The organism is Lichenihabitans sp. PAMC28606 (assembly GCF_020616535.1).
In the GTDB taxonomy this organism is placed as follows: Bacteria; Pseudomonadota; Alphaproteobacteria; order Rhizobiales; family Beijerinckiaceae; genus Lichenihabitans; species Lichenihabitans psoromatis.
The window spans coordinates 2,292,734-2,306,077 of sequence record NZ_CP085136.1; the positions used below are offsets into that span (position 1 = coordinate 2,292,734).

Consider the following 13,344-nt stretch of genomic DNA (forward strand, 5'->3'; position numbering starts at 1 on the left):
CCGCCGGGTCTTTCACCGCCAGATCTTTCACCGCAGGGTCTTCACCGCAGGGTCTTAACCGCCGGTTCTTGCATCATGTCGCGCATCGTCGTCTCGAGCCACAACAGGCCCGCGTCGCTGCTCGAGCGTTGGTGGCGGATCGACTCGACCGAAACGGCAAGCGGTTCGTGAGGCAGGTCGAGCACGACGAGTAAACCTTGTCGCACGGCCTGGAGCGCGAGGCGGCGCGGCAGGGTCGCGACCATATCGGTCACGGCCAGCATGGGCGGCACGGCGGCATAATGCGGAACCGAAACCGCGACGCGGGCGACCGGACCCTGGCTTTCCCGCTCGATCAGGATCCGCTCGATCCAGACGCGCCGCGCAACCCCTCGCTCGTCGAGGAAGCCGTCGACGGCCTGGTCCTCGGTCCCGGTCAATTCGACGACGATATGCGGGAAGGCGAACACGCGCGCCATCGTCACGTTTTCGGCTGTCAGCGGGTGACCAGCGCGGACCACGATCGCTTCGTGTTCGATCAGGATCGTCGAGCGATTGATGCGATCGGGCAGTTCACCGAACCAGCCGAGGACGAGATCGACCCGGCCGCTGTCGAGCAATTGAACGACGTCGACGCGGTTCGAGGGCACGATGCGGAGGTTCGCGTCCGGAGCGATCGAGGCCAAGCGGCCGACCAGGCTTGGAAGCACCGTGACGGCGGCATAATCGGTGGCGGCGATCCGGAACGTTCGGGTCGTCTCAGTGGGGGTGAAGGGCGCGTCGGCGACAGCCGCAGCGAACCGCCCCAAGCCATCGCTGATGCTGGGCAACAGGTCGAGCGCCCGTGCGGTCGGTTCCATTCCGGCCGTGCCAGAGACGAACAGATCATCGCCCAGCGCCAGCCGAAGCCGAGCCAGCGCATGACTGACAGCCGACGCACTCACGCCGAGTTCCCGCCCCGCATCGCTGACACTGCGGTGGCGCATCACGGCATCGAAGACGCGGAACAGGTTGAGGTCGATCTTCTGGACGGACATGCGACGCCGTTCGGTTGTGCAGCAGACCCCACACCTATGCCACGACGATCGGTCGTGAGGTCAATCTTCCGCTCGGTGATTTTAGATTTGAAGCATGATGACGATTGGTCATGTCGACCATGAATCAATTTCACAACTTTATGGCCGCCGGCAACGATGCTAGTAGAAGATCACATCGATGCAGATCTCTGCGCGATCCTTTCTCTCGATCACAGCAAGTCACGAGATCATGATGGATCAAGGCGATCGTGAGGGAGGCTGCGGACGGATGATCGTCAGCCTTGTCCTGTGGGGAAAAGAACCGTCTGCGGCCTATCTCATCGTCAGGGTGTGCCGGCAGCAACAAGCCTCTCTTGTAGGATTGCCAGCGTGAGCCTCGAGACACCGGAGACGAGGATGGCGCCCATGTCGCCGCCATCAAGCCTCGGCCCAAGGCAGAAACCGCCGCTTGCGGCAGCCCTGATCGTCACGCTCGCTGTCGCCACGATCGTCGGGCTCTCGCTCTGGTATCTCGTTCAACCGCAGCCCCTGCTGGTCCAGGGCGAAGCCGACGCAACCCGGATCGACATCGCGGCGCGTGTCGATGGTCGCGTCGGTCAACGGCCGGTCGAACGCGGCGACACCGTTACGGCGGGGCAGCTTCTCGTCGCGATCGACAATCCGGAGTTGCTGGCCAAGCTTCGCGAGGCACAATCCGCCAAGGCTGTCGCGAGCGCCGACCTCGCCCGCATTCTGGTCGGCACACGGGCCGAAGTCGTGGCGGCCAGGAAGGCGGCTCTCGCGGCCGCGGAAGCCGACGCCAAACTCAATCAGCAAACGTTTGGCCGCACGCAGCAACTCACCCAGCGCGACTTCGCCCCGATCCAGAAACTCGACGAAGCGACGGCGAGCCTCGATGTCTCGCAACGAGCCGTCCAACAGGCGAAATTCGCTTATGACGAGGCGGTGGCCGGTTACACGCCCGAGGAACGCGGGGTTGCCCGAGCCAGCGTCGCCAAGGCCGACGCCGCGCTCGCGACACTACAGGCGCAAGTCGACGAGATGACCGTGACGGCGCCGATCGCATCGCAGGTCTATCAAATCGGCGCGGAACGCGGCGAATACGTCTCACCTGGGGTCCCGCTCCTCTCCCTCATTGATTTGAGCGATGTCTGGCTCCGGTTCGACCTGCGCGAAGATCTCATCAAGGGCTTGAAGATCGGCGATCGCTTCGACGTCAAGATCCCGGCCCTCGGAGATCGGCAGATCACCGTGGCGATCCGCACCATTGCGACCCGGGGTGAATATGCCGGTTGGCGGGCCACCCGGGCCACCGGCGACTTCGATCTTCGAACATTTGAGGTTCGAGCCTACCCGACGGCTCCGATTGCCGACCTCCGTCCTGGCATGAGCGCCTATGCGGCATGGAGCGCGTCCCGTTGATCGCTCGGCCGGGCAGCGTGGCGGACCCGATGCCCGCCCGGCCCGGCGTCGTTGCGGCCGCGGCGCGGGAGGTGCGCTGGATCAGGCACGACACCGTGGCCATGCTGCTGGTCCTGTGGATCCCGTTGATGGCGTTCGCGCTTCTTGCCGCAACCTTCAGCGACGCCGTCATCCGCGACCTCCGGGTCGACATCGTCGATCAGGACCAGACACCAACCTCCCTCACGCTGGTCCAGGCCATCAACGGCGCCCCCGGCGTGAGCGTCGCCCAGCGCTCGTCGGATCTCAGCGGGGCCATGCACGCCGTCAGATCCGGCGCCGCGATCGCGACGGTCTATATTCCCCAGGATCTTGAGCGGGACATGACGGCGGGACGCCGCCCGCAGGTCGTCATCTTCTACAACAAGCAGTATTTCACGCCGGGCAACGCGGCATCCAGCTCTTTGCAAGCGGCGTTGGCGGCAGCCGTCGCGGCCTTGCCGACGTTCCCTCACTCCAAGACGACCAGCCCCGGACCGCTCGTGGTCGAGCAATATGTCCTGACCAATCCCGCCTTCAACTATGTCCAGTTTCTGCTTCGCGCCATTCTGCCGACCGTGCTTCACGTCGTCATGGCCATCACGGGCGGCTACGCCATCGGATCGGAGTTTCGGCGCCGCGATCTTCGCGATTGGCTCGATGTCGGGGGAACGCCACTGGCTGCGCTTGTGGGAAAGCTTTTGCCGTATTGCGGCATCTTCGCTGTTCAAATGACGATTGGGCTCGGCATCATTCACGGCCTCTATCAGGTACCGTTTCGAGGCGACCCCATCCTGGTCGGCGCCGCAGCCTGCTTGCTGATCGTCGCCTATCTGTCGATGGGGGCGCTGTTTCAGGTACTGACCCGCAATCTTGCCAACGGACTGACGCTGACCGGCATCGTCTGTTCGCCTGCCTTCGGCTTTGCCGGGGTCGGCTTTCCGGTTTTGGCCATGAACGCCTTCGGTCAGGCCTGGGGCGCGATGCTGCCGCTCCGGTGGTATATCCAGATCCTCTTCGATCAGGCCGCGCGCGGCGTGCCCGTCGCGGATTCGGCCCGGCCGTTCATGTTTCTCGGCGGCTTGGCGACAGCCTTCTTTTGTCTCGCATGGCTTCGGCTCCGCGCAATCGCCCGGAACCCGCTGCCCGAGCCGGCACCGTCTCCCCCGCCCCACAGCCGCGGGCGTCTGGGCATCGTCCATGCCTTCGCGAGCGAATACGGCCGCGTGCTCCGCGACCGTGGAGCCTTCGGCCTGATGGTGCTGGGACCGCTGCTCTACGGCGTCCTCTATCCGCAGCCCTATCTCGGCGAACTCATTCGCGGCGTCCCCATCGCGGTGGTCGACGACGATTCCACGCCTCTCAGTCGGACCATCGTGCAGACGCTGAATGCGGATGAGGCGCTCGAGGTCGCGATCCGGCCGGCCACGCTTGCCGCAGCCCAAATGGCATTGGCCCGACGCGAGGTCTTCGGCATCGTCGATATTCCGGCCGGCACCGAACGCGAGGTTCTGAAAGGCAACAAGGCGCGGCTGCCGGCTTTCGTCGATTCGGCTTATTTTCTCCTCTATAGCCGGACATTGCAGGGCATCGTCGAATCCGTCGGGTCCGTGACGGCGGACGTCATCTCTCGCGGCGCGCGACCCGATGGCAGTCTCTACAGAGCGTCCTTGTCGCAAAGCTCACCTGTCGAGATCCTCAACCAGCCCTTGTTCAATCCCACCGGCGGTTACGGCAGCTACATCGTCCCGGCCGCCTTCGTGCTGATCCTGCAACAAACCCTGCTGCTTGGGTCGGCCACCCTCGGCGGCGTCGCGTTCGAGACGGGTGGCCCGCGCGAACGGCGCCGCCGCGGCGCGGTCGCGGCCGTTTTGGGCCAGGGCCTCGCTCATATGATGCTGACCTTGCCCGGATGCGCGCTGTATCTCGTTGTGCTGCCACGGATCTATGGCTTCTCGGCAACCGAACACGTGGTCGATCTGTCCATCGTGCTCATCCCGTTCCTGCTGTCGGTGAGCTTCCTCGGTCAGTTTGCGGGGGCCTGGGCCAAGCGGCGCGAAACAGCGGTTCTCCTGCTGATCGCCATCAGCTTGCCGTTGTTCTTTCTCGTGGGTGTCGCGTGGCCGGTCGAAGCCATTCCGCCGCTCCTCAAGACGATGAGCGTCATCTTCCCCAGCACGTCCGGCATCGATGCCTTGGTGCGGATTAATCAAATGGGCGCCAGCGTCGCCGATGTATCGCGCGAGTGGATGACCCTTTGGATCCTGACGGGCGTCTACGCGCTCCTCGCCGTCGCAAGCGCACGGCTCGCAACAGCAGGGAGCCTGATCGATGACCACTAAGCCGTCGCGCGTCGTGCTTGTGGGGCTCGTCGTCGTGGCCGGGATCGCGGCCGCGACATTCGCCTGGTCCAAACGACAGCCCCCGGTGGCACGAGCGATCCCCGGCATGGTGCGCCAGACCGAAATCCGCATCGCGCCCGAAGTCTCGGGGCGGCTGGGCTCCATCGCTGTCGCGCCGGGTCAACACGTCCATCGCGGCGACGTGGTGGCCGTGATCGACAACCCCGATCTCGTGGCGGCGGTTGGCGAGGCCCGCGCCGCAGCCGCAAGCGCAGAGGCCGATCGAGCGCGGGTGCTGTCGGGCACGCGTCCCGAGCAAGTCGCCATTCTGGCTCAGGCGCTTGCGACCGCAGAGGCCAATCTGCTTCTGGCGCAGCAACAGAACGTCCGTGCCGTGACGCTCTCGTCGAACAGCTTCCTCAGCCGGCAGAAACTCGACGAGAGTATGGCGTCGCTCGCAAAAGCGCAGGCCGATGTCGATGTCAAAAAGAACCAATATGCAGCCGCGAAAGCCGGACCCGTGGACCAGGAGCGCGCCTTGGCTATTGCCAAAGTCGCGCTATCCCATGCGGCTCTCGACGATCTTCAAGCCCGGCTCGACAAGGTGACGTTGCGGGCGCCGGCCGATGGCATGATCGGCGTTCAAGTCGCCGAGATCGGCGAGATCATGGCTCCCGGCAAACCCGTCATGACGATGGTGGTCGATGGGGAGCCCTGGTTCGCGTTCACGCTGCGCGAGGACATGCTGCGCGGATCGACGATCGGACACCGGTTGGCTCTGGCGACCGCCGACGGACGCCAGGTCGATGCTCGCGTGACGGAGCTGAAGCCGCTCGGAGAATTTGCCACGTGGCGGGCGGCCCGCGCGGTCGGAGATCACGATCTCAACAGCTTCGGGCTGCGGCTCGAGCCGGTCGGGACCAGCAATCCGCCGCTGGAGCCCGGAATGACCGTTTGGCTTCCGGGCAGCTGACGGGCGCGACCCGCTTTTAAGGCGTGCAACGCACATCGACGTTGCGCGTCGAGGTCTTATTCGACGCTAAAACGCGTGTCGGCCATTATCTCGAGAAGCGCCGACGCAGCCGGGCTTTACCAGTCTTTGGCGCGGTTGATCATGATGAAATCGTCTGCCTCGTTCTGGTTGAACGACAGCCACTCTTTCGCAGCATCCGATAAACGTCCGACCTTATCGGTCTTGTGCTTCTTGCTCTCGGGATCGAGATCGAGGGTCGTAACGATCACCAAAAGGCGCCGGCTCTGGCCGTATACTCCGCTTGTGGGCCAAACCTTTGCATTTCGAGCGAGGGGATGCGTAAACGACATAAGATCGTGTTCTCCATTAAGTCCGGTTTCCGACCGTCTGTTATATGATTGTCACAATCAACCTGCCCTCTGAGCTAAGATGAACAAAGTCATCGAGCCATGGGTTGGATGACGCCCATTCGCGCGAACGAGCGACATGCATCGCTTGGCTAACGGGCGCTAGACGGGCGTCGGCCAACCCTTCAGGGCGGCTTCCACGATTCGGAGCAGCTTGTCGCGACCGGCGCCGTCCTTCGCAAGCGTCGACATGCCCTGAACCACCGCCATGATGTGGCCTGCCAGCGCTTCGGCATCACATGTGGCCGGCATGAGGCCGTCTTTTATATCGCGCTCGATCCGCGTCCGCAGCGCCGTTTCGATGCTGCGCCGGAGCACCGCCAATTCCTCGCGAATGTCGGCAGCACCGGTCGATGCGGTCACGATCGAACTGGCGAGTAGGCACCCCGCCGGGGTCTGATCCCTGGTGTCGCCGATGGCGGCGGCGGTCAGCAGATCATGCGCGGCCGCATAAGCGTTTGAGGCCTCGTCGATGGTCCGGATGGTGGTGTCGATCCCACCCAGATAGAGATCGACAGCCTCTCGGAATAAGCCCCGCTTGTCGCCGAATGCCGTGTAGAGGCTCGGCGGCGAAATCCCCATGGCTTTGGTGAGCTCCGCCGTCGAGGTCGCCTCGAAGCCATGCTGCCAGAAGAGCCGCATCGCCACGGCCAAGGCCGCATCACGATCAAACGAGAGGGGCCGGCCGATGCGGCGGCTCGGCTGCGGTTTATGCTGTTCCATAGTGATCGATATATAACGGTTGACTGCGCTCGGCCATGCTGTACGGATTGTTCCATAGTGTCCACTATGGAACAGATAATAATGTCGCTTGCTCAGTATCGGACTTTGGGTCGTTCCGGCTTGATCGTCAGCCCGCTCTCGCTGGGAACGATGACGTTCGGGGTTGCACGCTGGGGCATGGATCGACCGGCCGCCGCGGCGGTGTTCGATGCCTATATCGAGGCGGGCGGCAACATGGTCGACACCGCGGACGTCTATGCGGGCGGTCGAAGCGAAGAGATGCTGGGCGACATGATCGCGGATCGCCGCCTTCGCGACAATCTCGTGGTCGCGACCAAATCCGGTTTCGCTGCCGGAAAGGGTCCTCATATGGGCGGCAACGGCGCCAAACATGTCTATGCTGCCCTAGAGGGTTCGCTGCGCCGGCTGAGGACCGACTACATCGATCTCTACTGGGTCCATGTCTGGGACTCGGTGACGCCGGCCGAGGAATTGCTGGAGACGATGGCGGCCCTCGTTCGGGCCGGTAAGATCCGCTATTGGGGCATGTCCAACGCGCCCGCGTGGTATGTCGCCAAGGTCGCGACCCTAGCCTCGGTACGCGGCCTGCCCGGACCGATTGCCCTGCAATATTTCTATTCGTTGGTCAGCCGCGAGATTGAGGCGGAACAACTGCCGCTCGCGCGCGACATGGGGATGGGACTGATGCCGTGGAGCCCGCTTGCCTACGGTCTGCTGACCGGCAAATATGATCGCGCGACGGTGGAAGCGAGCGCGCCGCGTGCATCGGGCCTCCCGAGCGACGCCGGCACTGGCGCGGTGCGGCCGGACGGCGACAAGCGGCTCGACGGGGCAAACCCGTTTGGCGACACGCTGTTCACCGACCGGAACTGGCGCATCGTCGAGGCTCTGCGCGGCGTGGCGGAGACGATGGGCGAAACCCCGGCGCGCGTGGCGCTGGCTTGGGTTCTGTCGCGGACGGGCGTCGATACGGCGCTGATGGGCGTGAGTCGGGTGTCGCAATTACACGACAACATCGCCGCCACGGAGCTTCGGCTCCCGATCGACCAGATCGCCATTCTCGACGCCGCCAGCAAACCCGAGGCGCCCATGATCTATGGTCTATTCACGCCGTCGGGGCGGCAGCATGTCGTCTTTGGAGGCAGCGCAGTCGCGTCGCGGGACTAAGGCCGAGATAGCGATGTCGGCGGCCCCGTGACCTGAGGAAACACGCTGCCCACGCACATGCGGGGGCAGCAACCCGCATCATCGCGTCGATGCGCGTGACCGCTCGCGTGCGACAACGCCACAGCGAACTCCGAGGCGGTCTCCGCGTTGTGCCCTCCGCAAGCCGCGGCGGCGTCGGGCTGCTTTCGCATCACTTTCCCTTATCCGGAGACATCATGGCAGGCCGATCGGAGATCTCCGACCAGAAGCCCGATACCCTCACGATGTTCGCGTTGCATTTTCTGGGCGGCAGTGCGCGCGAATGGCAGCCGTTGGTTCATCGTTTGGCTGGCCGTGTGAACGTGATCCCCATCGACCTTCCGGGGTTCGGCGATGCCGCCGACGTTTCCGGCTACACGGTCGACGCCATGGCCGCTTATGTGGCGGGCCGCATTCGAGAGCACGCGCCCGGTCGATGGATGCTCGCCGGGCATAGTATGGGCGGCAAAGTGGCATGCGCGATCGCGCGGATGTCCGAGGATGGCGCCGCGGGGCTCGCGGGCCTCTCGCACCTCGTTCTCATGGCGGGCTCGCCGCCCGGACCGGAGCCGATGGACGATGCGAAACGGCAGGAGATGTTAGGCTGGTTCCGCGGCAACGAAGCTGAAAATCGGGCCGATGCGGTCCGGTACATCAAAGCCAATGTCGGCGATGCTCTACCTGATACGCTCCAGGATGGAGCCATCGCCGATGTCCTGCGAACGCGACACGCCGCTTGGTTGGCCTGGCTCGAGGACGGCAGTCGCGAAGACTGGTCTGCCCGCATTGGAACGCTGGATACGCCGGCCCTGATCCTTGCTGGCGAGACGGACGAGGGGCTCGGCGCCGACGCGCAGACCACCATGATGGTGCCCCATTTCCGCGCCGTTCAGATGACGGTGCTGCCGAGGGCAGGCCATCTGCTGCCGCTCGAATGCCCCGATGCGGTTGCTGATTGCATCCTAGACGTTCTGGCGTCCCAGCCTCATGGGGAACCCCGTCCCGACGCGCAGTATCGCGCTCTCATCCGGTCGCCGCGCGTGAACGAGCGAACGCGGCAGGTCCTGCTCGACCGGCTCGAGACCGTTGCGCCCCATCCGGACGTGTTGGACGCCCCAGCGATGGCGCTGCTTCGGCTGGTCGTCGAGCGGGTGGTCCCGCAACAGGGCGAGCGGCAGATCGATCTTGCGGCACGCATGATCGACGCGATGGCGACCGCTTCAGGGGACGGTTGGCGGTTCGCCGACCTGCCTGCGGATGCCGAGGCGCTTCGTCGTGGGCTGCGGATCCTCGACCACGCGGCCTGCTCGTTGGACCGAGGGGGCTTCGCCGCGCTGTCTCCCAAGCAGCGAGACACTTTGCTGGGCGACATTGCAAATGCTCGGTCAGGCACGACGGGTCCTGAGACAAGTCTGTCTCCGCAGCAGATGAAGCGCTGGTTCGAGGATCTCTGCGCGGCCGCCACCCAGATGTATGTCGCCCACCCGGCGACTCAGGACCGTCTTGGCTACAGCGGCATCGCCAATCGGGGCGATGGCGCGGGGCCCGCCGGTTTCGTCCATGTCGGCCTCGGTGAACGCGAGCCGTGGGAACCTCTTTCCAAGGCGAAGACGCAGCCATGAACCTCCATGCGATGAAGAGCTACGCCGACGCGGATGTGGTCGACGCCGTGGTGATTGGAACCGGTGCCGGCGGCGCGCCCCTGCTGGCCAAGCTGGCGGAAGCGGGCCTGCGTGTCGTCGCCTTGGAGGCGGGTCACAATCGTGACCCAAACACATTCACGCCTGACGAGACCGCAGCCAGCGATCTTTACTGGACCGGCGAGCGGCTCAGCGGGGGGCCGATGCCGGAGGCCTTTGGCGGCAACAACAGCGGCATCGGGGTGGGCGGATCGACGCTGCATTGGGGCGCTTTCGTGCCGCGCGCGGATGCGCGCGACCTCACCCTCCGACGCGAGAGCGGCGTCGGCGCGGATTGGCCGCTGACGCTCGACGAGTTGCGGCCCTATTATGAGGCGGTGGAGGCGTTCATCGGGGTTTCGGGGCCGACACCCTACCCGTGGGATGCCGGGCGCCGGTATCCGCTGCCGCCCGTTCCGCGCAATGCACCCGCCGCCATCATGGCACGGGGTTGCGAGGCGTTGGGCTATCGCACCGCGGATGCGCCCGCTGCCGTCGTCTCGCAGCCTTATCGCATGCCGGGCGCGACGCCCCGTAACGCCTGCGTCAATTGCGGCGCGTGCCACCAGGGTTGCTTCAATGGCGCCAAAACCAGCATGGACGTGACCTATCTGCCGCGTGCCGTGCTGGCGGGCGCCGAGATCCGGCCTGACAGCACCGCGCATGGGATTGAGCGCGACGCGGAGGGCCGAGTCACCGCCGTCGTTTATCGCAAGGACGGGATCGACCGTCGCCAGCGATGCGCGGCGGTGTTGCTTTGTGCCGGCGCGATCGAAACGCCGCGTCTCTTGTTGCATCTCGACGTGGCGAACTCGTCCGGTCAGGTCGGCCGCAACTACATGGCGCATGTCGCCACGCAAGTGTGGGGAACATTCGAGCAGGAAACACGGCCCAACAAGGGTTATCCGTCCTCGCTCATCACCGAAGATTTCATGCGCCCCGCCGATGCCGACTTTGCCGGCGGCTACCTCGTCCAGAGCCTCGGTTCCATGCCGATGACCTGGGCCAATCTACTGGTTCGCGGTTGCGGCTTGTGGGGTCAACGGCTGGTCGACACGATCGACCGCTACAATCACGTGGCTGGGATCGGCATCAATGGCGAATGCCTCCCCCACCCCGACAACCGCCTCGATCTGTCGGATGAGGTGGATGCGATCGGGGTGCCAAAAGCCCGGATCACCTTCGGCTATGGGGCGAATGAAACAGCCATGGATCGACACGCGACCGCGATGATGACGCGCGTTTGGGAGGCGGCGGGCGCGCGGAATGTCTTCTCGGCACAACGGTCCGCCCACACCATCGGCACGTGCCGCATGGGCCGGAGCGGAGACGAGGCCGTTTGCGACCCGTTCGGCCGCAGCTTCGATGTCCCGAACCTGTGGATCTGTGACAATTCGATTTTTCCAACCTCGCTCGCGGCCAATCCGGCGCTGACCATCATGGCCTTGAGCTTGAGAACGGCAGACGCCTTTCTGAGCCGCAAGCCCTAACACACACGAAAGTTGCCGCGCTTGGCGGCCAACTCGTCCGCCGACGGCGAAGCCAATGCGGCACGCGGGCTTAACTGTGTGCTCAATGGCTGAAGGCCTGCCTCGTCAATCCGAAAGATCGATCATGAAACGAGATGACGACGGGCGACGCGACGGATCGCGCGACATCCAAAACACGGGGCAAGATCACGCAACCCTGACGCTCGCCGACCTGTCGCCGAGCCAGGAACGGCAAGCCTTCGACTTGCAAGACTATGCGGCACTGGGCGATGGACGGTCGATTTCGATCGTCGCACCCAATGGGGCCATCACCTGGTGGTGCGTGCCGAACATCGATTCGGCGCCTTTGCTCGATGCGCTTCTCGATCCCCTTGCCGGGGGGCACTTCACCGTCGCCCCGACGGAACGGTTCGAAAGCGCGCGCCATTATCGTCGGGACAGCAACGTCATGGAGACGACCTTCACGACAGCCCGTGGTGTTGTCCGGCTGACCGAGTCCTTGAACAGCACCTTGGCCGGACGACTGCCCTGGTGCGAGCTTGCCAGACGGATCGAGGTCGTCTCCGGCACCGTGACGATGCGCGCCAGCCTCGTCTTCGGCACGCGCGGCGACACGGTATCGCCGTGGCTACAACCCAACGCGAATGGCTGCATTTTCCACGTTGGACCCGTGCTCGGCCTGTTCCGCACGACCGACAATCTTCGCATCATCGAGGAGCAGGACAGAACCATCGTCGCAGAGGGGACGCTGCACGAAGGCGAACGAGCCCTCATTGCCGTGATCGCCGGCGAAGACCAGCCGCTCGCCGTCCCGCCCTTGGCCGATATCGATCGCCGCATCGAGGTGAGCCACGGCGCCTGGCGCGAATGGGCCGAAGGCCTCCACTATGAGGGCCCCTACCGCGAAGCAGTCCGCCGCAGCGCGCTGGCGCTGAAACTTCTGCTGTTTTCGCCGACCGGCGCCATCGCGGCAGCCGCCACGACGTCCCTGCCCGAACGGGTCGGTGGTGAGAAAAACTGGGACTATCGATATGCCTGGGTGCGCGATGCAGGATATACGCTGAACGCGTTTCTGCGCCTCGGCGTGCTGCCCGAAAGCCAGGCCGCATTTCAATGGCTGATCCACCGGCTTGGCGAAACCGGTGCCAAGGTCTGCTATCGGCTCGATGGCGGGTCGGTACCTCCCGTCCGGCATCTCGACATCCCCGGCTACCGCGGCTCCCAACCTGTGGTGGTGGGCAACATCGCGTCCGAGCAGCACCAGCACGGCATCTATGGCGATATCTTCGAGGCCGCCTCGCAATTCGTCGCTGGCGGCAACATCCTCGATCAGCATAGTGCCTTCGTGTTGTCGGAACTGGCCGATGATTGTGCGGAGCGATGGCGGATCAAGGATTCCGGTCTGTGGGAGCTGCAGGAGTTGCAGCACTACACGATGTCGAAGATCAGTGCGTGGCAAGCTTTGGCTCGAGCCGTCGAACTGGCCGAGAAGGGGCATCTGCCGTCGACATCCGCACCACGATGGTCGCGTGAACGCGACAGGATTGCCACCTGGGTCGACGACCATTGCTGGTCATCGAAAAAGGCCGCCTATACGTTCTTTGCTGGCAGCGAGCGGCTCGATGCATCGATTGCTCTTGCGGTTCGGTTCGGATTTCCGAACGCCGAGCGCTTGTCCACAACGCTGGACGCGATCCGCCGCGACTTAAGCCACACGCCCTGGCTCGGACAACAAAGTCCTTGGCTCTACCGCTATTCCGGCGCCGAGGCCGAAGAAAGTTGCTTTGTGGCCTGCACGTTCTGGCTGGTGGAAGCCTATGCGACGCTGGGGCGGAGGGATGAAGCCCGCGCTTTGATGGACCAAGCCCTTGCGGCGCTTCCGGCCAGCGTCGGCATCATGAGCGAGATGCTGGATGTGAAGACCGGCAATTTCATCGGCAACATCCCGCAGGGCCTGAGCCACCTTTCCCTGATCCATGCGGCCGTGTCGTTGAACGACCGCGATGCCGCACCCTTGAAACCAGGGCGCCCAGCAAGTGTTGAGCAAGTCCGAGCCGTGGAGAAGTAA

At 64.4% G+C, this 13,344-nt stretch carries 10 protein-coding genes; 7 read left to right on the top strand and 3 right to left on the bottom strand.

All coding sequences use genetic code 11. The features are described 5' to 3' along the window. Window positions 1–41: 41 nt before the first annotated feature. Window positions 42–1,016 (bottom strand): LysR family transcriptional regulator, encoded by a 975-nt coding sequence (locus LGH83_RS10795; RefSeq protein ID WP_227398690.1) that lies wholly within the window; start codon window positions 1,014–1,016, stop codon window positions 42–44. 405 nt (window positions 1,017–1,421) lie between these two features. Between LGH83_RS10795 and LGH83_RS10800 the strand changes: the two genes are divergently transcribed. The 3 genes from LGH83_RS10800 to LGH83_RS10810 are packed head-to-tail and all read left to right on the top strand — an operon-like array spanning window position 1,422 to window position 5,771. Continuing rightward, a complete protein-coding gene (locus LGH83_RS10800) occupies window positions 1,422–2,438 on the top strand; it encodes an HlyD family secretion protein (protein ID WP_227398691.1) in 1,017 nt (338 codons plus the stop codon). After that, on the top strand, window positions 2,435–4,798 hold the full coding sequence (locus LGH83_RS10805) for an ABC transporter permease (RefSeq protein WP_227398692.1): 2,364 nt from the start codon (window positions 2,435–2,437) through the stop codon (window positions 4,796–4,798). Before LGH83_RS10800 ends, LGH83_RS10805 begins: the two co-directional genes overlap by 4 nt. Continuing rightward, window positions 4,788–5,771: an HlyD family secretion protein gene (locus tag LGH83_RS10810; protein ID WP_227398693.1), complete on the top strand. Its 984-nt coding sequence runs from the start codon at window positions 4,788–4,790 to the stop codon at window positions 5,769–5,771. Before LGH83_RS10805 ends, LGH83_RS10810 begins: the two co-directional genes overlap by 11 nt. Before the next feature lie 116 nt (window positions 5,772–5,887). Here the strand turns inward: LGH83_RS10810 and LGH83_RS10815 are convergent, their stop codons facing one another. Continuing rightward, the gene (locus LGH83_RS10815; RefSeq protein WP_227398694.1) at window positions 5,888–6,040 is read right to left on the bottom strand and encodes a hypothetical protein; all 153 of its coding nucleotides are present in this window, start codon (window positions 6,038–6,040) and stop codon (window positions 5,888–5,890) included. A 240-nt stretch (window positions 6,041–6,280) separates the two neighbouring features. Further along, window positions 6,281–6,901, bottom strand: a complete 621-nt coding sequence (locus LGH83_RS10820) for a TetR/AcrR family transcriptional regulator (protein WP_227398695.1) — start codon at window positions 6,899–6,901, stop codon at window positions 6,281–6,283. Window positions 6,902–6,982: 81 nt separating this feature from the next. Between LGH83_RS10820 and LGH83_RS10825 the strand changes: the two genes are divergently transcribed. From LGH83_RS10825 to LGH83_RS10840, 4 genes are all read left to right on the top strand, one after another. Further along, window positions 6,983–8,089 (top strand): aldo/keto reductase, encoded by a 1,107-nt coding sequence (locus LGH83_RS10825; protein WP_227398696.1) that lies wholly within the window; start codon window positions 6,983–6,985, stop codon window positions 8,087–8,089. A gap of 215 nt (window positions 8,090–8,304) precedes the next feature. Next, window positions 8,305–9,729 carry an alpha/beta hydrolase gene (locus LGH83_RS10830; RefSeq protein ID WP_227398697.1) on the top strand — a complete coding sequence of 475 codons (1,425 nt, stop codon included), beginning with the start codon at window positions 8,305–8,307 and terminating at the stop codon, window positions 9,727–9,729. Beyond that, entirely contained in the window at window positions 9,726–11,276 is a 1,551-nt protein-coding gene (locus tag LGH83_RS10835; protein ID WP_227398698.1) for a GMC family oxidoreductase, read from the top strand. Before LGH83_RS10830 ends, LGH83_RS10835 begins: the two co-directional genes overlap by 4 nt. A gap of 124 nt (window positions 11,277–11,400) precedes the next feature. Then, entirely contained in the window at window positions 11,401–13,344 is a 1,944-nt protein-coding gene (locus LGH83_RS10840) for a glycoside hydrolase family 15 protein (RefSeq protein ID WP_227398699.1), read from the top strand.